This window comes from Chelativorans salis (assembly GCF_025336525.1).
In the GTDB taxonomy this organism is placed as follows: domain Bacteria; phylum Pseudomonadota; class Alphaproteobacteria; order Rhizobiales; family Rhizobiaceae; genus Chelativorans; species Chelativorans salis.
The window spans coordinates 205,849-226,324 of sequence record NZ_JAOCZP010000008.1; the positions used below are offsets into that span (position 1 = coordinate 205,849).

The 20,476-nt window shown below is 64.2% G+C and carries 16 protein-coding genes; 8 read left to right on the forward strand and 8 right to left on the reverse strand.

Annotated features, from left to right (window positions below):
• The first annotated feature begins 69 nt into the window (after positions 1-69).
• Together N5A92_RS21945 and N5A92_RS21950 are read left to right on the forward strand one after the other, a co-directional pair.
• On the forward strand, positions 70-2,022 hold the full coding sequence (locus N5A92_RS21945; RefSeq protein ID WP_260906308.1) for a TRAP transporter large permease subunit: 1,953 nt from the start codon (positions 70-72) through the stop codon (positions 2,020-2,022).
• Positions 2,023-2,041: 19 nt separating this feature from the next.
• Entirely contained in the window at positions 2,042-3,397 is a 1,356-nt protein-coding gene (locus N5A92_RS21950) for an amidohydrolase family protein (protein WP_260906309.1), read from the forward strand.
• A gap of 24 nt (positions 3,398-3,421) precedes the next feature.
• Here N5A92_RS21950 and N5A92_RS21955 read toward each other — a convergent pair whose 3' ends face one another.
• Together N5A92_RS21955 and N5A92_RS21960 are read right to left on the reverse strand one after the other, a co-directional pair.
• Positions 3,422-4,459, reverse strand: coding sequence for an alpha/beta hydrolase family protein (locus N5A92_RS21955; protein ID WP_260906310.1), 1,038 nt, complete (start codon positions 4,457-4,459; stop codon positions 3,422-3,424).
• A gap of 70 nt (positions 4,460-4,529) precedes the next feature.
• Positions 4,530-5,600 carry a LacI family DNA-binding transcriptional regulator gene (locus N5A92_RS21960; protein WP_260906311.1) on the reverse strand — a complete coding sequence of 357 codons (1,071 nt, stop codon included), beginning with the start codon at positions 5,598-5,600 and terminating at the stop codon, positions 4,530-4,532.
• A 296-nt stretch (positions 5,601-5,896) separates the two neighbouring features.
• On the opposite strand from N5A92_RS21960, the gene N5A92_RS21965 reads away from it, so the two are divergent.
• Genes N5A92_RS21965 through N5A92_RS21990 form a run of 6 tightly spaced genes read left to right on the forward strand, consistent with a single transcriptional unit; the run spans position 5,897 to position 13,077 of the window.
• Positions 5,897-7,213, forward strand: a complete 1,317-nt coding sequence (locus N5A92_RS21965) for a M24 family metallopeptidase (RefSeq protein ID WP_260906312.1) — start codon at positions 5,897-5,899, stop codon at positions 7,211-7,213.
• Between the two features lie 39 nt (positions 7,214-7,252).
• Positions 7,253-8,278: a thiamine pyrophosphate-dependent dehydrogenase E1 component subunit alpha gene (locus N5A92_RS21970; protein ID WP_260906313.1), complete on the forward strand. Its 1,026-nt coding sequence runs from the start codon at positions 7,253-7,255 to the stop codon at positions 8,276-8,278.
• Positions 8,266-9,243 (forward strand): alpha-ketoacid dehydrogenase subunit beta, encoded by a 978-nt coding sequence (locus N5A92_RS21975; protein ID WP_260906314.1) that lies wholly within the window; start codon positions 8,266-8,268, stop codon positions 9,241-9,243. Before N5A92_RS21970 ends, N5A92_RS21975 begins: the two co-directional genes overlap by 13 nt.
• A gap of 18 nt (positions 9,244-9,261) precedes the next feature.
• Positions 9,262-10,713: an NAD-dependent succinate-semialdehyde dehydrogenase gene (locus N5A92_RS21980; protein WP_260906315.1), complete on the forward strand. Its 1,452-nt coding sequence runs from the start codon at positions 9,262-9,264 to the stop codon at positions 10,711-10,713.
• Positions 10,714-10,722: 9 nt separating this feature from the next.
• Positions 10,723-12,051, forward strand: a complete 1,329-nt coding sequence (locus N5A92_RS21985) for a dihydrolipoamide acetyltransferase family protein (protein ID WP_260906317.1) — start codon at positions 10,723-10,725, stop codon at positions 12,049-12,051.
• Between the two features lie 57 nt (positions 12,052-12,108).
• Positions 12,109-13,077, forward strand: coding sequence for an NAD(P)-dependent oxidoreductase (locus N5A92_RS21990; RefSeq protein ID WP_260906319.1), 969 nt, complete (start codon positions 12,109-12,111; stop codon positions 13,075-13,077).
• Positions 13,078-13,833: 756 nt separating this feature from the next.
• Here the strand turns inward: N5A92_RS21990 and N5A92_RS21995 are convergent.
• The 6 genes from N5A92_RS21995 to N5A92_RS22020 all read right to left on the reverse strand — a co-directional run bounded on the left by N5A92_RS21995 (position 13,834) and on the right by N5A92_RS22020 (position 19,451).
• Complete coding sequence (locus tag N5A92_RS21995) at positions 13,834-14,607, reverse strand: glutathione S-transferase family protein (RefSeq protein ID WP_260906321.1); 774 nt, start codon at positions 14,605-14,607, stop codon at positions 13,834-13,836.
• A gap of 6 nt (positions 14,608-14,613) precedes the next feature.
• A complete protein-coding gene (locus N5A92_RS22000) occupies positions 14,614-15,648 on the reverse strand; it encodes a branched-chain amino acid ABC transporter permease (protein ID WP_260906323.1) in 1,035 nt (344 codons plus the stop codon).
• Between the two features lie 3 nt (positions 15,649-15,651).
• Positions 15,652-16,533, reverse strand: coding sequence for a branched-chain amino acid ABC transporter permease (locus N5A92_RS22005; protein ID WP_260906325.1), 882 nt, complete (start codon positions 16,531-16,533; stop codon positions 15,652-15,654).
• A 15-nt stretch (positions 16,534-16,548) separates the two neighbouring features.
• Positions 16,549-17,274 (reverse strand): ABC transporter ATP-binding protein, encoded by a 726-nt coding sequence (locus N5A92_RS22010; RefSeq protein ID WP_260906326.1) that lies wholly within the window; start codon positions 17,272-17,274, stop codon positions 16,549-16,551.
• Complete coding sequence (locus N5A92_RS22015; RefSeq protein WP_260906327.1) at positions 17,267-18,016, reverse strand: ABC transporter ATP-binding protein; 750 nt, start codon at positions 18,014-18,016, stop codon at positions 17,267-17,269. The genes N5A92_RS22010 and N5A92_RS22015 overlap by 8 nt, the downstream gene beginning before the upstream one ends.
• A gap of 85 nt (positions 18,017-18,101) precedes the next feature.
• A complete protein-coding gene (locus N5A92_RS22020; protein ID WP_260906329.1) occupies positions 18,102-19,451 on the reverse strand; it encodes an amino acid ABC transporter substrate-binding protein in 1,350 nt (449 codons plus the stop codon).
• Positions 19,452-20,476 lie beyond the last annotated feature (1,025 nt).

Below are 20,476 nucleotides of genomic sequence, written 5' to 3' on the forward strand. Positions count from 1 at the left end.
TGCCGAAGCTCAGGCGGGCCGGCCGCGCCCGCCCGGACCGCAATCCCTGTATCAAGCGAACCAAAACGTATGGCCGAACACATCGCCACAGGAAGTGCCGGCACCCCCACCGTTTTTGGGCGCGTCTATCAGGCGGTTCCCTTGGCGCTTTCGGCCATCGCTTCTTCTGCGCTGGTCGGGCTGATGCTCCTGATCGTCGCCGATATTGGCCTGCGCTTTTTCTTCTCCAGACCGATCAACGGCGTGAGCGATATCGTGGCGCTCACCATCGTGGCCTGCGTCTTCCTCCAGCTTGGCAGCACCATCGGCGGCGGGCGGCTGGTGCGGGCCGATTTCCTGATCGGTGCCTGGCACGAGAAGCGGCCGCATCTGGCGCGCACGATGGAGTTGGTTTTCTACGCCGCGGCGGCTGCGATCCTGGCAGCGGCCCTCTTGTGGCTGTGGCACGACCTCGTGAAGTCTTATCATTCAGGCGAGTTCACCGGCGCCGTCGGCGCCTATCAGATCACGGTCTGGCCGTTCAAGCTCGCTGTGGTGACCGGCTGCGCGGTGGCATTCGTCGAGGCCGCGCGGAGGGCCCTCCTTTCCGGCTTCGACCTTGTGCGCGCCCTGCGGCGGCCAGCGCCTGGGGAACCGGCGCTGTCCCGCGATCTCCTGCCGATTGTGATCTTTGTCGGTGCTATCGCTGTCTTTCTTGTCCTGAACTTCGCCCTCACCCTGTCGCCGGTGTGGGTTGGCATCATCTCGCTTGCTGGTCTCCTGGTGGCGGTCACGATCGGCATGCCGATTGCTTTCGCACTTCTGGCACTTTCCTTTCTCGGCCTGTGGCTGGTGCGGCACAATCCGGCCATTGCGCAGAACGCATTGGGGATTGCCGCGGGCGGCGCGATCCGCTCCTACGAGTTCGGCGTGGTGCCGCTCTTCGTGCTGATGGGGCTGGTGCTCGACAGGGCCGATGTCGGCCGCGATGCCTTTCAGGTTGCCGTTCATCTCCTGCGCCGCGTGCGCGGCGGCCTCGGCATGGCCACCGTTGCCGCCAATGCCATCTTCGCCTCGATCACCGGCAGCTCGATCGCCTCCGCAGCCGTCTTCAGCCGCATCGCTGTGCCGCCGATGATCGAGAGCGGGTATACGCCCCGCTTCGCGGTCGGCGTGGTGACGGGGAGCTCGGTGCTGGGGATGCTGATCCCGCCAAGCCTGCTTCTCATCATCTACGGTCTCCTGGCGGAGGCCTCGGTGGGTAAGCTGTTCATCGCGGCGATCGTGCCGGGGCTTCTTCTTGCTTCGGCCTTTGCGGCGCTCAATGTGGTGCTGGCCACGTGGTTTCCGGCCTTTGTCGGCACACCCAAGCCGGTTGCGGAGGAGGGCATGCCGGCGGCGCAGATGGCGCAGCGGCTGGCGCCTGTCATCGCCATCGTCGCTGTGGTGATGGGCGGGATCTATGCCGGCGTCTTCACCGCGACCGAGGCGGGAGCCGTGGGTGCCCTCGGCGCCTTCATCGTCGGCTTTGCCCGTCGCAAACTCGGGCTGAAGGAGATCGGCCGGGTGGTGTTGGAAACGGGCTATATCGCCGCCGGTATCCTGTTCCTGATCATCGCCGCCAATCTCTACGGCCGCATGCTGACGCTCTCCACGATCCCCATGCAGATGACCGCCGCATTTGCCGCCCTCGATCTTGGCTTCATGGGCTTTCTCGTCGTCTATCTCGTCATCCTGATCCTGCTTGGCATGATCCTGGATTCGGTCTCCATCATGCTGATCATCCTGCCGATCGTGCTGCCGGTGGTGGCCGCCTTCGGCGGCGATCCGATCTGGTTCGGCGTGGTTACCGTGATCGGCGTGGAGATCGGGCTCCTAACGCCGCCCTTCGGGCTGTCCGTCTTCGTGGTGAAGGGCACGCTGCCGCCCGGCTTCGCCTCCCTTCGCGATATCTTCACGGGCGCCTTTCCCTTCGTGATTGTCATGGCGACCATCACGCTCATCCTAATGGCCTTCCCCGCCATCACCCTGTTCCTTCTGTAAATCTTCCGGAGGCCGATCCATGTCCCGCATTCTCATCAAGGGCGGCACCGTCGTCACTATGGACGGGAAGGGGACGATCCTCGCACCCGGCGACCTGCTGGTGGAGCGCGGCCGCATCGCCGCCCTCGGGCCGAGGCTGGAGGTGGAGGAGGTGGGCGAGGTGATTGATGCTGCGGGCATGATCGTGATTCCGGGCTTCGTCAACGCGCACATGCACACCTGGCAGACCGGCCTGCGGGGGATTGCCGCCGACTGGACGATCAAGGAATACCTGCGGGCAATGCATGCGGGGCTCGCAATGCATTTCCGGCCGGAAGACATCTACATATCCAATCTGATGGGCGCCTACGCTCAGCTGAACGCGGGCACCACGACGTTGGTCGACTGGTGCCACAACAACCCGACGCCGGAGCACACGGATGCTGCCATCGATGCGCTTCAGGAGAGCGGCATCCGGGCGCTGTTCCTGCACGGTTCGCCCAAGCCTGACCCCAAGACAGGGCAGAAGCATTTCAGCGAGATTCCGCTGCCGCGCGCGGAGGTCGAGCGGGTGCGCCGCGAGCGGCTTGAGAGCGACGATGCGCTGGTGACGCTCGGGCTTGCCATCCTTGGCCCCGGCATGTCGGTGCACGAGGTGTGCCTGGCTGATTTCCGCCTCGCGCGCGAACTGGGCCTCGTCGCCAGCATGCATGTGAGCGGGAGCTTCATGGTCCCCGACGGCTTTGAGCGGCTGGCCGCGGAAGGGCTGCTGGGGCCGCGCATCAACGTTGTGCATGCCAACATCCTCACCGACGAGCAACTGTCCCTGCTCGTCTCCAGCGGCGTCTCCTTCACGGTGACGGCGGAGGTGGAGATGCAGATGGGGTTCGGCAGGCCGCTCACGGGCCGGCTGCGGGCGCTCGGCGCGCCGGTCTCGATCGGCTCCGACATCGAGTCGGCGATATCGAGCGACATGTTCACCGTGGCGCGCATGACGCTGCAGTGCCAGCGCCTGCTCGACAGTCTTGATGCTATCGCGGAAACGGGGAGCGGACCGGAGGCGATCACCGTGCCCACCGTCGAGGCACTGCGTTGGGCGACGATCGACGGCGCGCGCATGGCCGGCATGGACCACCGTGTCGGCTCGCTCGTACCGGGCAAGGCGGCGGATATCGTGCTGCTCAACGCACGCGCTCATGGACTTCATCCCGTCAACGACCCTATCGCCTCCGTCGTGTTGCAAGCCGGCACCGCCAATGTCGACACGGTCATTGTGGACGGCGTTGTCCGCAAACGGGCAGGACGGCTGCTTGCGGGCGACATCGACCGCCGTGCGGACGAGCTTGCCGCCTCCGGCGCACGAATCCTCACTGAATTCCGCGCTGCCCAAGGCTGATAGGACGGCGATGAGACTGGCCTGCTAGATCAGCTTTTCTGCAACAAAGTCGGCGGCCATGGGGCGATAGGCCCAGGCGATGTTGTTGCAGACGTGATTGCCGTCCGGGTAGATCATGAGGTCGGCGTCGCCCGCCCAAGCAGCGCAGCGCTCGGCTTCCTCCGGCGGAAAGATGCGGTCCTTGCCGCCGTGGATGATGAGTGTCGGACAGGGCGCTGGAAGGGCGCGCGCCAGGGTGAAGGCACGCGCCCGCTCCGCTGCCTCTTCCAGATCGGCGGCGCCAAGCGCGTAGGTCATGTTGTCGCGATAGACAGGCGGAAAACCTGGCCACATCGCCGCGAGGTAATGAAAGCCGTTGATGGAGACCACGGCCTTCAGGCCGGGTACGGCGCGGGCGGCTCTCAGCGCCAGGTGGCCGCCGAAGGCCATGCCCACGAGCGCAATGCCGCCGGCAATTCCCGGTACGGCGCTGACGTGCTCAACAATAGCAGCCAGCGCGGGGCCAATATCCGTCCTGAGCGGACCGAGGCTGCGGCCTTCGCCCTGACCCGGCCCGTCGACCGATAGCGTGGCAAGGCCGCGTTTCAGGAAATGCGCTTCGAGTGCGGGAAACTCCTCCTTCGTGGAGTCGGAACCGGGGATGAGGATCACGAGAGGGTGGCTCGTGGCGCCGTGCGCCGGCTTGCGAAGCGCCGCCCGGATGACGCCGCCTTCGAAGGAGATCGACAGAAGCTCGCCCGGCGGATCGAGCATCGGCAACGCCCGCGCATAGGCTTCGCGCTTTGCGTGGGCTGCCGCGCTTTTCTGCGCAATGTCGTCGAAGAACATGAATTGTGCGAAGTGATAGAACAAGCTTGCGCGAGCAAAGGCCTCGCCTGCCGTCACGTGACGGCCGAGGGACAGGGCCTCTTCTCCAGCGGCCTGATGACGATTTCCTTCCGCGGTCCATGCGCGGCACCAGTTCTCCCACGTGCCGGCAGCCTCCATCACCGATTTCGCCGTCGTCGACGGGATGCCGGCCACTTCCATGCGCGGCAGCCAATGGCCGGCGACTTCAACCAAGCGGTTCTCCGAAGCGGCCATGAGCGAATCCCTTGCCTGTTGTCGAGTGTAAGGAGAGGTGCGGGCCGCCTCAGCCGGTCTCCCGACCACGGCCATTCGGGGGACGTATGGCGCGGGTTGAGCCGCGGACGATCAGTTCGATGGGAAGCACGATATGTTCTGCCTCATACTCGCCCGGCGGGCGCTCGATCATTTTGACTAATAGTTGCCCCGCTTCAAAGCCGACCTTGTTGGATTGAATGCGAATGGTGGTGAGGGGCGGCTGCATGCGCTCCACCATCGGCATGTCGTTGTAGCCAGTCACTGACACGTCCTCCGGGCAGCGCAAGCCGTGGCGGGAAAGCGCGGCGATGGCGCCGACGGCCAAGCGGTCATTCGAGCAGACGATGGCCGTGAACTCAGCGCCGCATGCCAAAAGCTCCTCAACGCAACGCTCGCCTTCCGCTTCGTTGAAGGCATTGGCGAAGACGACGAGGTCACGATCGTCGACGAGCCCCATCGGGCCACGGTATTTTTCGAAGCCGGCGTAGCGTGCCGCGCCCGTCGACAGCGACTGCGGGCCAGCGATGTTGGCCACGCGCCTGTGGCCGAGCGAGACGAGATGGGTGAGCACTCGCCGGATGCCTTCCGCCTCATCGTTGACGACGGAGGCCACGGTGCTGTCGTCTACGCGGCGGTTGACGGTGATTACCGGCAACCCCTCGGCAGCGAGCTTCGAGACCGCGGCGTCCTCGCGCTCCACGCTTGCCAGGATCAGCCCGTCGACGCCGCGCGAGCGGAAGGTCTCGACAAGGCCGGTCTCGCGGCGCATGTCGCCATCGGTGTTGCCAAGGATGGCGACATAGCCGCGGCTCGCCAAGGCGTCCTCCACTCCGCGGATGATCGGCGGAAACACCGGGTTGGTGATGTCGGGCACGACGACGCCGATCGTCCTCGTGCGGTTGGTCTTGAGAGAATAGGCGGCCGCGTTCTGGCGGTAGTCGAGCCGCTCGCTGGCTTTCAGTATCTGCTCGGCCACCTCCGGCGTGATGAGATGCCGCGTGCGCGGATCCAGCGCGCGTGAAACCGTCGAGACATGGACCCCCACGGCGTTGGCGACGTCCTTAAGCGTCACTCGTTTCTTGATGGACGTCTTCTGCATGGTGGCTGGTACGGCTCCGGAATCAAACAACCATGGTCAGAATATCGTCTCGTGCAAACGTTTTCAAATACATGAAGCGGGATGTGCTTCGGTTGAGCCGGATCTGGAAGCGGCGGCCTCTCGACGGCTGGAAGGTGAACATTATTCTCAAGGCCGATCTTGCGATTGACACTGCGCATCGATGATGTTTATGTGCAAACGATTGCACCAGCCATGTTGGCTGAGGAAAACTTGGCGGCGAGCAGCATTGATGGCGGCCATGCCCCAACGAACGCCGCAACCGGGAGGACGAGGCGATGAACGAACCTATCCTGCAGCCGCGCGAGATCGACGCGGATACGGCGCTGCGACAGGCGCTGGCGCCGAACTGGCGCTGGGACCGGGCGATCCCCGCGCCCGGCCATATGAGCGTCGATTTCGAGGTGCGTGTCGACCACCGCCGCATGCATGCCTATCGCCTGGCCCGGGCACGCCAGGCATTGAAGAACTCGAAGTGCGGTGCGCTGCTTCTCTTCGACGTCAACAACATTCGCTACGTCACCTCCACCAAGATTGGTGAGTGGGAGCGCGACAAGCTGTGCCGTTTCGCGCTGCTTGCCGGCGATAATGAGCCGGTGCTGTGGGACTTTGGCTCGGCGGCAGTGCACCACCGCCTCTACTGCGACTGGATGCCGGAAAGCCATTTCCGCGCCGGTATGCTCGGCATGCGCGGTACAGTACCGCCGGCGGTCGGGCTGATGAAGGCCCATGCGGAGGAGATCGCCGACCTCCTGCGCCAGGCGGGCGTGGCGGACATGCCTGTCGGCGTGGACCTTGCCGAGACGGCGATGCTCTTCGAGCTTCAGCGGGCGGGGCTCGACGTCGTCGACGGCCAGCAGATCATGCTGGATGCGCGCGAGATCAAGAACATCGATGAGATCGTGTTGCTCAATCAGGCTGCTGCGATGGTGGACGGGGTCTACCATATGATCTGGGAGGAGCTGAAGCCCGGCGTGCGCGAGAACGACATCGTCGCCAAGGCGAACAAGATGCTCTACGAGATGGGCTCGGACGACGTAGAGGCCATCAACGCGATTGCCGGCGAGCGTTGTAATCCGCATCCGCACAACTTCACCGACCGGTTGATCCGCCCCGGCGACCAGGCCTTCTTCGATATCCTGCAATCCTATCAGGGCTACCGCACCTGCTACTACCGCACCTTCAATGTCGGCCGCGCAACGCCGGTGCAGACCGACGCTTATGTGAAGTGCCGCGAGTGGCTGGATGCGGCTATCGAGCTCATCCGGCCGGGTGTTTCGACCGACAAGGTCGCAAGCGTGTGGCCGAAGGCGGAGGAATTCGGCTTCCCCTCCGAGTTGGCGGCCTTCGGGCTGCAGTTCGGCCACGGGCTGGGTCTGGCGCTGCACGAGCGGCCGATCATCTCCCGCCTGGTCTCGCTCGACAATCCGATGGAGATCAAGACCGGCATGGTCTTCGCGCTGGAAACCTATTGTCCAGCGTCCGACGGCTATTCGGCCGCCCGTATCGAGGAGGAGGTGGTGGTGACCGACACGGGCTGCGAGGTGATCTCCCGCTTCCCGGCTGAGGAACTGCCCATCGCCAACCGCTATTAAAGCCGGACCGCCTGCTTTGAAGAACGAGGAGAGCGCTCGATGAATGTGCGCCAGAAGCCCGGCGCGGCCGCCCGCGTCAACGATGATATCGGCTCCGAGACGCGGCTCGATCTCTACCGGCGCCAGGTGGAGATCCGCGACTTCGAGAAGCGGGCCTATGACTTGTTCCTGCAGAATCTCGTCAAGGGCACGAGCCATCTGTCGCTGGGACAGGAGGCGATCGCGGCGGGGTTCGCGGTGGCCATGAAGGACGGGGACAAGTCCTTCTGCACCTATCGGGGGCACGCGCATACACTGGCGCGGGGAGTGCCGATGGAAGCGGTGCTGGGCGAGCTCATGCAGCGCGACAACGGGCTGATGCGTGGCAAGGGCGGGTCGATGCATCTGACCTCCGTCGACCACGGGGTAATGGGCTCCTACGCCATCATCGGCGCGCATCTGCCGATCGCCTGCGGCTCGGCGTGGCGGGCACAGTACCTCGGCCACGACGACGTGTCGGTCTGCTTCTTCGGTGACGGCACGACCAATATCGGCGCCTTTCATGAGGCGCTGAACTTCGCCGCCGTGTGGAAGCTGCCGGTGGTCTTTTGCTGCGAGAACAACCTCTACATGGAATATACGCCGATCGGCGAGGTGACGGCGGTGGAGCATCCGGCGGCCGACCGGGCGTCGGCCTACGGGCTGGAAAGCATCATCGTCGACGGGAACGACGCCGACGCGGTTTATCGCGCCGCGCAGGCAGCCTTCGCCAGGGCGCGGGCGGGGGAGGGGCCGTCGCTGATCGAGTGCAAGACCTATCGCCACTCCGGCCATTCGCGTGCCGACCCCGGCAAATACCGGCCGGAAGGGGAGTTGGAGAAGTGGCTGGAGCACGATCCCGTCAAGATCTACCGCGCGCGGCTTGCCGAGTTCGGCGTCTCGGAGAAGCAGATCGCCGCGATCGAGAAGGAGATCAAGGCGAAGGTCGACGCGGCGACGGAGGCATGCAAGGCCGCACCCCAGCCGCCCGATGAGATCCTTGCGACCGATGTATATGCCGACGGGGGCTGGGCATGGCGGAACTGACCTATCGCGAGGCGGTGGCCCGCGGCATCGCGCAGGAGCTGGAGCGAGACGAGAACGTCGTGTTCCTCGGCGAGGACGTGGCCAAGGCCGGCGGGGTGTTCAAGGCGACGGTGGGGCTTTACGAGAAGTTCGGGCCGAAGCGCGTGCGCGACACGCCCATTTCCGAGCAGGCTATCCTGGGCGCCGCCATGGGGGCGGCGATGACGGGGCTCAAGCCCATTGCGGAGATCATGTTCTCCGACTTCCTGGCCGTCTGCTTCGATTACATCGCCAACGAGTTTCCGAAGTCGCGCTACATGTCGAACGGGCAGCTCCGATGTCCGCTGGTGGTCAGGACGGGCAATGGCGCGGGCTCGCGCTTCGGTGCGCAGCACTCGCAGTCGGTCGAGAATTGGGCGATGATGATCCCGGGGCTGAAGGTGGTGGCGCCGTCCACGCCGGTCGACGTGATCGGGCTCCTGGCGGCGGCGGTGCGCGATCCTGATCCGGTGATCTTCTTCGAGCACAAGTCGCTCTATGGCTCAAAGGGCGAGGTGCCGGACGGGGAGATCCTCGACCGGCTCGGGACGGCGAAGGTAGTGCGCGAGGGCCGGGATGCTACCATCATGGCGCTGGCGTTGATGGTGCCGCGCGCGCTTCAGGCCGCGAAGAAGCTGAAGACCGAGCACGGCATCGATGCCGAGGTGATCGACGTGCGCTCGCTCGTGCCGCTCGACACGCAGACCATTCTCGCTTCGGTGGCCAAGACGGGGCGGCTCTTCACCGTGGAGGAGAACCCACGCTTGTGCGGCTGGGGCGCGGAAATTGCCTCCATCGTGGCCGACGAGGCCTTCTACGATCTCGACGGGCCGGTGGTGCGGATCACCACGCCGCACATCCCGCTGCCGGCGGCCGACAATCTGGAAGACATTGTCCTGCCGACGCCCGAGCGCATTGCCGAGCGTGTCCGCCGGGCGATGGCGTGAGGACGGAGGAGGTTCGCGATGAAACATGAAATCCCCTCCAGGCTCGCGACGGAGCTTTATATCGCCGGCAGGTGGCGCGATGCGTCGGATGGCGGTACTTTTCCCGTCTACGATCCGGCGACGGAAGAGAAGATTGCCGATGTCGCCAACGGCACGGTGGAGGATGCGATAGCCGCGGTCGACGCAGCTCAAGCCGCCTTTGCCGGCTGGGCGGCGACGAAGCCGCGCGAGCGGGCCGAGATCCTGCGCTGCGCCTTCGACATCCTGACCCGTGAGAAGGACCGCTTCGCCCGGCTGATGACGCTGGAGAACGGCAAGTCGCTTGCCGATTCCCAGGGCGAGATGGCCTATGCGGCTGAGTTCTTCCGCTGGTACGCGGAGGAAGCCGTGCGGAATATCGGACAGGTGATGCATTCGCCGGCATCCGGAGCGCGCATTTTGGCGCATCACAAGCCGGCAGGCGTCGCCCTTCTCATCACTCCGTGGAATTTTCCCGCCGCCATGGGCACCCGCAAGATCGGGCCGGCGCTGGCGGCGGGCTGCACCGTGGTCATCAAGCCTGCCTCGGAGACGCCGCTCACCATGCTTGCGCTGATGGAGGTGCTGGAGGAGGCGGGGGTGCCGGCTGGTGTCGTCAACGCGCTGCCCTCGCGCGCCTCCGGCAAGGTGGCGGACGCCATGCTGCACGATCCGCGCGTTCGCGTCGTCTCGTTCACCGGCTCGACGGCGGTCGGCCGCACGCTGCTCAAGAGTGCTGCCGACAATGTCGTCAAGCCGGCGATGGAGCTGGGTGGCAACGCGCCCTTCATCGTCTGTGCCGATGCAGACATTGACGCGGCGGTGGAAGGCGCGATCCTCGCCAAGATGCGCAACATCGGCGAGGCCTGCACGGCGGCGAACCGCTTCTATATCCATGACAACGTGCATGACGCCTTTGCGGAAAAGCTTGCGATCAGGATGGGCGCCATGAGGATGGGGCACGGGCTTGCAGAGGGGGTGCAGGTCGGTTCGCTGGTCAATGCCGAGACGCGCGACAAGGTGGCGGGGTTCGTGGAGGATGCGCTGGAGAAGGGCGCCCGCGCGCTCTGCGGCGGCAGGCGGCACGAGGGCAGGGGCTTCTTTTATCCGCCGACGGTGCTCGTCGATGTGCCCGACACGGCGAAGCTGCTCTGCGACGAGATCTTCGGTCCGGTCGCAGCGTTGCAACGCTTTTCCGACGAGGACGAGGTGGTGTGCAGGGCCAACGACACCGAATACGGGCTCGTCGCCTACATCTACACGCGCGACCAGAAGCGCGGGCTTGGGCTCGCCGAACGGCTCGAATTCGGGATGATCGGGCTCAATCGCGGGCTGGTCTCCGATGCGGCCGCGCCCTTCGGCGGGGTCAAGCAGTCGGGGCTCGGCCGCGAGGGCGGGCACGAGGGGCTGATGGAATTCCTGGAGACGCAATATGTCTCCGCGGAATGGTGAGGTGAAGTGATGGACGTCGTCATGCCGCAGCTCGGCGAGACCGTGAGCGAAGGTACCATCAGCACCTGGTTCAAGGCCGAGGGCGATGCGGTCGCCGAAGGCGATGTGCTGTTCGAGATCGAGACCGACAAGGTGTCGATGGAGGTGCAGGCTGTCGGCGCCGGTGTCCTCAGGAAAATCCATGTGGGTGCGGGCGCCACTGCGCCTGTGGGCGCCGTGGTGGCGGTCATCGCCGGTAAGGCGGAGCCGGCGAGCAAAGGGGACGTGACCGCCGCCACGGCGAACCCGCGCGCGGGGGAGACCATGCCCGCCGGGTCGCCCGCCCCCGCACCGGTGCCTGTGCCGAGGATGAACGGACACGGGGGGCTCGATCTTTTCTTCGAGGTGCGTACGCCGGAGCGTAACTACGGCAAGGCGGAGGCCGCAAACGGTGTGAAGATCACGCCGCTCGCCCGTCGGCTGATTGCCGAGGCGGGGCTGGATGCGGTGACGATGGCTGAGGAGGCGGCGAGGCAGGGCAAGCGTCGCGTCGTCAAGGCGGATGTGGAGGCGGCACGAGCGCGTGCACCGGCGGCGCCTGTCGAGACACGACAGCCGCGGCCTGCACAGGGGCAAGCCGAGATCGGCCCGGAGGTCGACGTCGTTCCGCTCAATCGCATCCGCAAGCGCTCGGCCGAGCATCTGTCGGAGGCCTGGCGCACGGTTCCGCATGTGGTGCAGGCGGTGGAGGCGGATTTCACGCGGCTCGACAAGATGCGCCGCAAGGCCAATGAGGAGAATGCGGAGCGCTGGGACTTTCGCCTCTCCTATCTGCCCTTTATCGCGCGGGCGACCTGCCTTGCGATCCGCGATTATCCTCAGGTGAATGCACGGCTCGACGGCGAGCGGCTGCTGGTCGCCCGTCGGGTTCACCTGGGCATTGCGGTCGACCTCGACCATGACGGGCTTGTGGTGCCGGTGGTGAGGGGTGCGGACGACCTGACGCTGGTGGGGCTGGCGCGTGCGATCAACGAGGCGGTGGCGCGGGCGCGGGCCGGCAAATTGACCGCTGACGATCTGTCCGGGGCTACCTATTCGATCTCCAATTCCGGCACGTTCGGCACGATGTTCACCGCACCCATCGTCAACGCCCCGCAGGTAGCGATCCTTTCGACGGATGGCGTGCGCAAGAAGCCGGTGGTCGTATCCGACGAAGACGGTGACCGTATAGGCGTCGGCCTCATCGGCATCCTGGCGCAGTCTTTCGACCACCGCGCCTTCGACGGCGCCTATTCGGCCGCCTTCCTCGCGCGTTTGCGCACAATCATCGAAACCCGCGACTGGTCACAGGAAATCTGACCGGCGCGAAGGCAGAAACAACCCCGACATGAAGACTTTGACGGAGGGTCTATGACGATGCAGGAAAACAAACACAGGCTGGGCTGGATCGGCCTCGGCCGCATGGGCTTTCCGATGGCCGAGCGCCTGGTGAAGCGTGGCTACGACGTCAACGTCTGGAACCGTACGAAGTCCAAGGCCGAGCCGCTTGCGGAAAAAGGCGCCCGGCTCGTCGACCGACCTGCCGATCTTGCGGGCGTGGATATCCTCTTCACAATGGTCTCGATGGGGGACGATCTCGAACAGGTCTATTTCGGCGAGCACGGTGTGATCGACGGGGCGGCCAGTCCTGTGCCGCGCATCCTCGTCGACTGCTCTTCGATCGGGGTCGACCAGTCGGAGGAAATCCGTGTGCGCGTGGAAAGGGCGGGTGCGGCCTTTCTGGTGGCGCCGGTCTCCGGCAACGGGAAGTGCGTGAAGGCCGGCAAGCTGAGCCAAGTGGTCTCGGGCGACCGGGACGTCTTCGAGACCGTGCGGCCCTATCTCGAGACGATCGCCGGTAACGGGGTCGCCTATGTGGGCGAGGGAGAGTTGGCACGCATCTGCAAGATCGCACACAACGTGCTCCTCGGTGTCGTCACGCAGAACCTTGCCGAGATCACCATCATGGCGGAGAAGGCCGGTGTGCCGCGCCATGCCTTCCTGGAGTTCATCAACAACTCGGTGATGGGTTCGATCTTCACCCGCTACAAGACGCCGGCGTTGGTCAATCTCGACTGGACGACGACATTTACGCCCGAGCTTCTGCGGAAGGATCTTGATCTCGGGCTGAAGGCCGGGCGCGAGATGGGGGTGGCGATGCCGGTGACGGCGACGACGCGCGAGGCGTTGCAGAGCCATTTCGGGGCAGCACAGCTTCAGGACGATCCGGAGGCGTATCTGCAGAAGGATTTTGCGGCGTTGATCGAGACGGTGGCGCTTGCCTCGGGGCATAAGCTTGTCAGCGAGGATAAGCCGGTGAAGACGGGGCTGGAGGTGGAGGAGTAGGCTTTCCATCGGCGGGTAGCGTCGCCCTGGTTGTTGCCTGTGGTCTTGTCGGCAAATCGAAGCGGCCAAAAGGTGCCGCGCCGATGCAGAACCATCGGTACCGCTTCTCCAGAATCCACATTGGGAAATGGTTTCGGCAGGTACGAAGGCCAAGCCATACTTATCCGTTCCCGCGCGGCGGTCCGCCGGGTCATGTCAAAGAACGTGGGAAGCGGGGCGCGTTGTCCGAGCCACTCTATTCATTTTAAGGCGCGGGCAACGCGCCCCGCCGGCCGCTGTCCCGACATTCGACCGGTCTAAGGGCTCTTTCTGGCTCCGGACGGACACACGCAGTGAAGCGCCTTTGCCGAACCCCGCGGCTTTTCCGCATCCGGCATCGCCCATCTTGCGATGGGTCTGCCGGACTCCGGCCTGTTCGCGGGCCCTCACATGCCTCCAGGTACCGTTCCTGAAGGGGGAGGCTGCCGCCGCCCTCCCGAACACCCGGTGCGCATCCGGTTCCCGCGAGAGCGATGGGGCTATGATAGGGGCGGCGTGAGGTGGGGGGCGAATTTTGCTGCGAGAAAAGTTTGCAGGTTGTGGGGGATCAATAGGTTGGCTGGAAATCGGGTCGAAATTTATCCCCGCTTTGGATCTGTTTATTGAGCCAGCCAGTGTCCGTGGTCGACGTGCAGGCATAGGGCCCCGAGGTCTATGCCTGTTGAAGGCACGGATTGTGCACGACGGAAGGCGAAATGCGTTCACCGGCTTCGCGGCCTATGCTCGCTCCCTTTTGAGCTTCGCCAGGTGCGGATATTTCTCCGTCAGCAGCGCGCCGTGATAGTAGGTCGGGCGGAAGGCGGGGTGGGCGCGGATTGCATCGAGCCAGCGCTGGATCGATGGCCGGCCCTGCCACATCGTGTTGAGGTTGATGTCGTCCAGGCGCACGATCACGGGCATGAGGGCGACGTCGGGGAGGGTGAGGGTCTCGCCCATCAGCCATGGACCGCCGGAGGCGGTAATCGTCTCGTCCATACGGACGACAGCGCGGCTCAATCGGTCGCGAGCGGCGTTCATCTCCTTTTCCGGAAAGCCGGTGCGGCCCATGGAGAGCAGGAATTCCTTGCGCAGGGGCTTCGATTCGGCCAGCGCCTGGAACTCCTCCTCGCTCATCGCCTGGAAGTGGGGCAGGAAGGCGAGGTTGTAGGAGGGGACACGGATCGCCGGCGTCGGCACCTCGTCGATGTAGCGCATCAGCGAGCGCATGCGGGCGATGTCGTACAGGGAAGAGGGGCGGAAAGGGGCGGGCTCGGGATAGAGCTCGTCCAGATATTCGGTGATGACGGCGGAGTCGGTGACCGGGTGGCCGTCATGCAGCAGCGCGGGGACTACGCCGTTGGGGTTGATGGCGAGATAATCCGGCTTCAGCTGGTCGCCGGCGAAGAGGTCGAGCTTGATTTCTTTGAAGGGAAGGTTCTTGGCGTTGAGCACGAAGCGTACGCGCTGGCTGCAGGTTGATTGGGGTGCGTTATAGAGGGTGAAGTCGGCCATCGGTCCTCAGTCCCAGTCGAGCACGCGCGGGAGGCGGCCCTTCTTGGCCAGCGTGCCGACGATGCCGGCAGGGAAGAATTTGAGCGCCAGCACCATGACGAGGCCGGTGATCAGAAGATTGATCTCGCTGGAGCCGAAGAAGGTGACGGAGAACTCGTTGAAGGCGATGAGCACGACGGCGCCGACGATCGGACCTGCCACCGTGCCCTTGCCGCCAAGGATGCACATCAGCACCATGTTGGCGGCGACCAGGATGATGAGGAAGATGTTGGGGCGGAGATAGGTGATGTACTCGCCCCAGATGGCGCCGGCCATGCCGACGAAGAAGGCGGAGATGGCGAAGGCCAGAACCTTGTAGAAGCGGGTGTCGATGCCCGCACTTTCCGCCTTCACCTCGTCTTGGCTGATGGCGCGCAGGCCGAGGCCGAATTTGGAATGCTTGATGCGGTAGGAGGCCCAGACGGTGAGGGCGCAGACGATCATCATGCCGTAGTAATAGGGCAGCTTGGCCCATTGGGCGGGGATGTCCATCTGCGGCAGGGCCACGCCGTTGGAGCCGCCGACGAACTGCCAGTGATCGAACAGGATGCGCGCGACCATGAGAAGCGCGATGGAGGAGATGATGAAGGTCGGCCCGCGCATCTTGAGCGTGATGAGGCCGACGGCGAAGCCGACGATGGCGGCCGCGAGGCCGGCGAAGGGCGCGGTGAGAAGCGAGGTGACGCCGAAATAGGCCAGGATCATGCCGGAGAAATAGCCGCCGATGCAGAAGAAGACGTTGTGGCCGAGCGAGATGTAGCCCGTGTAGCCGCCGAGAATGTTCCAGCTCGAGGCCATCGCCGCATACATCATCGCGTAGAGCATGAGGTGGAGCGTGTAGTTGTGGCCGCCGGTGATCTGCAGCGCTGGCAGGAGGGTGAGCAGGATGAGGAGGGCGAGCGGGAACCAAGTGGCGCGCTCGCGCCGGCCGGCGGAGGCCAGGGCGGCGTTATAATCCTTGCGCGCCTTGAGGACGTCGCTGACGCCGAGTTCCGTTGCCATTCTTCAAGCCTCTTCGATCTTGTCGCCCAGAAGCCCCTGCGGTCTCACCAGCAGGATCACGAAGAGGGCGAGGAAAAAGGTCATGGTCGACCAGGTTGAGCCGAAATAGGTGCCGACGAACGCGGCGATGACGGAGAGCAGGAAGGCGCCGAGGATGGCGCCCATCAGCTTGCCCATGCCGCCCAGCACCACCAGCGACATCAGGATGGCGATCCACTCCCAGTGCTTGGCTGGGAAGAAGGAGAAGATGAAGCTGACCAGCGCGCCGGCAGCCCCCGCGAGCGCGATGCCGATGCCGAAGGTGATGAGGGAGACGCGGCCGACATTGACGCCCATGAGTTGGGCGGCCGCGCGGTTCTGTGTCGTGGCGCGGATCGCCGCGCCGAAGCGGGTGAAGTTGAGGAAGGCGAGCAGGGTGCCGATGACCAGAAGCGAGATGGCGCCGGCATAGGCTTGGCCCTTGGGAATGAAGATGGTGCCGAAGATGAAGGCATCCGTCCCGTAGGCCGGCGTGGTGACGCGCTGGGTGTTGGAAAAGAGCGCGCCGAGCAGGCCGTCGGCGCACAGCGCCACGGCGAAGGTGAGCAGTACCGTCATCTCCGAGTATTTCGCGTTCGCCGCCTCCTTCTCGAAGATGAGCTTGTAGAGCACGATACCGATGACGAAGAGGACGGCGGCGGCGATCGGCATGGCCAGGATTGGGTCGAGGCCATAGAGCCGGAACAGCCAGTAGGCGACGAAGGCGCCGGCGATGATCATGATCGGATGCGCCAGGTTGACGATGCGCATGACGCCGAAGATGAGGGTGAGGCCGGAGGCCATCAGCGCATAGACTCCGCCCAGCGCGAGGCCGAGGATCAGGACCTGGAGGATGGATGAAAGCATGGGTGTTCGGTCTCCTCAGGCGGCGGCCTTGCCGAGATAGAGTTCGCGCACGCGCGGGTCCTTCAGGATGTCCTCGGCCGGGCCGCTGAAGAGTGTGCGGCCGAGGTCGAGCACGGTGCCGCGATCGGCGTTCTTCAGGCCGACCACCGCGTTCTGCTCGACGAGCAGCACGGTCATGCCGGAATCGCGGAGCTGGCGCATGATGTCGAACATCTGCTGGACGATCATGGGGGCAAGCCCCAGGGAGGGTTCATCGAGCATGACGATCTTCGGCCGCACGATCAGCGTTCGCGCCATGGCGAGCATCTGCTGCTGGCCGCCGGACATAGTGCCGGCGTGCTGGCCGGCGCGCTCGCGCAGGATGGGGAAGCGGTCGAGCACATCATCGATATGCCGCTTCAGCTCTGCCTCGTCGCGGATCGTGTAGCCGCCCATGCGCAGGTTCTCGCGCACGGTCATCTTGGGAAAGAGCGCGCGCTCCTGCGGCACGAAGGCGATGCCCTTCTTGAGGATCTGGTCGGGCCTTAACCTATCGATGCGCTCGCCCATGAGGCGGATCTCGCCCGAGCGGATGGGCAGAAGCCCGGTGATTGCCTTCATCAGCGTCGATTTGCCGGCGCCGTTGGGGCCGATGATGCATTGGATCTCGCCTGGCGCGACGTCGAGGTCGGCGCCGTTGAGGATGGCGGGGCCGGAGCCGTAGCCGGCGACGGCATTTCTGACTTCCAGCAGCTCAGGCATGGGCCGGCTCCACGTTCGTGCCGCCGAGATAGGCTTCGAGCACCTTGGGATCGGTTTGGACCATTGCGGGCGGGCCTTCGGCAATGATCTCGCCATGGGCCATCACCACCACCTTGTCGGACAGGCTCATGACGAGTTCCATATTATGCTCGACGATAAGTACGGTGAGGCCTTGGCCGTTGAGCGCCCGGATGTGCTCGACGATCTCGGCCAGAAGGCTTGGATTGACGCCGCCGGCGGGCTCGTCGAGCAGGATGATCTTGGGGTCGGACATCAGAAGCGCGCCGAAATCCATGAGCTTCTTTTGGCCGTAGGAGAGGTTGCGCGTCTCCTCATATGCCAGCCGCGTGATGTTGAGGAAGGCGAGGATCTCCTCGGCCTTCTTCAGCTCCTCCTTCGTGATCGCTGGCTCAAAGAGCGCGCGCCAGCCGTGGACCTTCGACTGGACGACGAGGTTTTCCAGGACGGTCAGATCCTCCAGGTTGCGGGTGATCTGGAAGGTGCGCGAGAGGCCCCGGCGGGTCACCTGATGGGGCTTCAGGTGGTCTATGCGCTCGCCGTCGAGGAGGATCTCGCCGGCGGTCGGGGCCATGGTGCGGCTGATGCAGTTGAAGGCGGTGGTCTTGCCGGCGCCGTTGGGGCCGATGAGTGCGGTGATCTTCCCGGCCTCGGCCGTGAACGAGCAGTTGTCCACGGCCTTGATGCCGCCGAAATGCTTGGCCAGTGCGCGCACTTCGAGCATGCGGCGCCTCCTCCCTTCAGCCTCTGTTTGCCTGCTTTGACAGCGAATGGGCGGGACCGCCAGAGCGGCCCCGCCCCGTGGCCGATCACCACTGGGGCTTCGGGAACTGGAGTTCGGCCACGCCTTCGAACTCGTTGGTCGGGTAGACGAACCGGAGTTCGCCGTCCTGCCACTGCGCCATCAGGAAGGTGCGGTCCTTGGGCAGGCCGCGCTCATCCCAGGAGAAGGGGCCGAGCACGGTGCGGATCGGGTCCTCGATCGTGCGCTGATGCAGCCATTCCGACAGCTTCAGATTATCGGTGGACTCGGTGCCGCGGATCGCCTGTTCGACGCCCTGGCAAAGGGCGAATGGGATCGCCGAATCTTCGTCGGGCGTATAGTTGTAAGCTTCCTCGAAGGCGGCGATGAAGTCCTGGTTGGAGAATGCCTTGCCGGAAAGCTCGCCCTTGAACGGTACCTCCGGGTGCCATGAAGTGTGCATGATGACGCCCTCCGAGGCCTCGCCCATGCCCTCGAGGAACTCGGCCTGGGTTCCCTGGCTGAGATAGAGGACGTCCGGATTGACTTTGAGCGTCTGCAAGGCGCGGGAGAGCTGCACCGCCTCCTCGGCCGATGCCGTCAAGCCGATGACGAGATCGGGATTGGCCTGCTTGATGGAGTTGGCAAGGTTCAGCCAATCGGAGAAGCCTTCCTCCGGCCAGCGCTCCTCCATCACCACCTTAATGCCGAGCTCGGCGAGATAGCCGGGCGCGAGATCTGCGATGACGCCCTTGCCCGGCTCCTCCACCTTGCCGCCGAGGAAGCCGGCGGCGATGCCGTTGGCGAAGAAGTCGTCGGCATGGACGAGGGCGGCCGTCTGGGGGCGGTCCGCTTCATCGACCAGGTCACGCAGGACACCGCGCAGGCCCGTGCCGACGAGCTCGGCCGCGTTCTGCTGGAAATAGAAAGCGTGCTTGAGGCCCTGTTCCCAGATGCGCAGGGCGCCGCCGGCGGGCACGGGGTGGATCATCCCGTAGCGCTCCACCACCGAGGAGACAGGGAAGGTCAGCTTCGAGGAGAAGGTGCCGAAGACGATGTCGGCATTCTCGACATTGATCAGGCGCTCATACTGGTTGATGGCGGTCTCGGTGTCGGAGCGGTTGTCGCTGATGATCAGCTCGACCTTGCGGCCGAGAACGCCGCCGGCCTCGTTGATGAGGTCGACGCAGAGCTGGTAGCCTTGCTCGTGCTTCTCGCCGCTGACGGAGAAGTTGCCGGTTAGCGGCAGGGAAGCGCCGATGCGGATCGGCTCCGCATCCTGGGCGAAGGCGGGATAAAGCATGGTCGCCGCGCCGATCGAGGCGCCGACAACGAGGGCGGTTCGTAGCTTCAGCGATAAGGCGTGCCCGGCCGCCGCCGTCCTTTCGGTCCCGGGCGTTTCTTGTGCTCTCTTCATGGTCTCCTCCCATTAGAGCGTTCCATGCGACGTTCATCTGCCGCATCAAACACGAGTTGCGTGCAAAAACCTGGCTTCCTTTGTTTGGTCTGTTTGCTCTACGTTTTCTTTACGCAATCGTTTGCACGACTATGCATGGTTTTCGCATTGCCCGTCAAGGGCGGGTGATGAGATTGGGCAGGTGCGCATCCCGCCGGAGCGGCGCTGCGGAAGAGCAGGTGTCCAGCGGACTGCAATGCGGCGCATCCGGTTCTAGGTGGTCGGTGCCTCAACTCGCCGACAACGAACGAATGGTGGACCAACCGCAGGCTGAAGTGGCCGAGAGGCTGAAAGCGGCAGCTTGCCGAGCCATCTCGCGGCATCCACACCCCAGAGGCGGGCCCTTCTTCTTCCGTCGCTGTCGTATGGACGAAGGAAGATGTAGCGTTGTCGGTAGCCATCGTCCGGTCGGTGAGCGGATTCTGCGCGTCTGTGCAAATGGATTTGAGATAAAACTCTTATATCTTACAGGCCGAAATTTTCATATGCTTTTTTATATTTAGTTCTGGCATAAAATATGAATGAAATTCTTTTATTGATCCATGTGAATTGTATTGCATCTCCAAATCTCTATATCGGCGGCATGCCCCCTCGGGCATGAATGGGACATAACGATTCACGGCGCCTCATATTGCTATTGACAATGGTCGGTGCATTCCCACATAACCCCCTCCGACGACGCCGCGCTGATCTGGCGTGACTGTCGTACTCTCTTAAAAGATCCCGTCCGCAGTACGGCTTGTCCGGTGCGCAGGATCTTGCTCTCGCGAAAGTGGGGGTCAGGGCCAAGTGCCCTGTGTTCTTTGACAATTGAAGATAGAAGAAAGGGAAACGTGGGCGGCAGAGGCTTGCGGGATCCTGGTGCCCGAGAGGGTATTGGGGTTCCGGACGAGACTTTGGCGGACACGTTTTCGAGAGAAAGTTACCCTGTTCGAGAGATCGAACGGGTGTGAAGTTCTCGTCGATTCATGCGTGACCAATAGCCA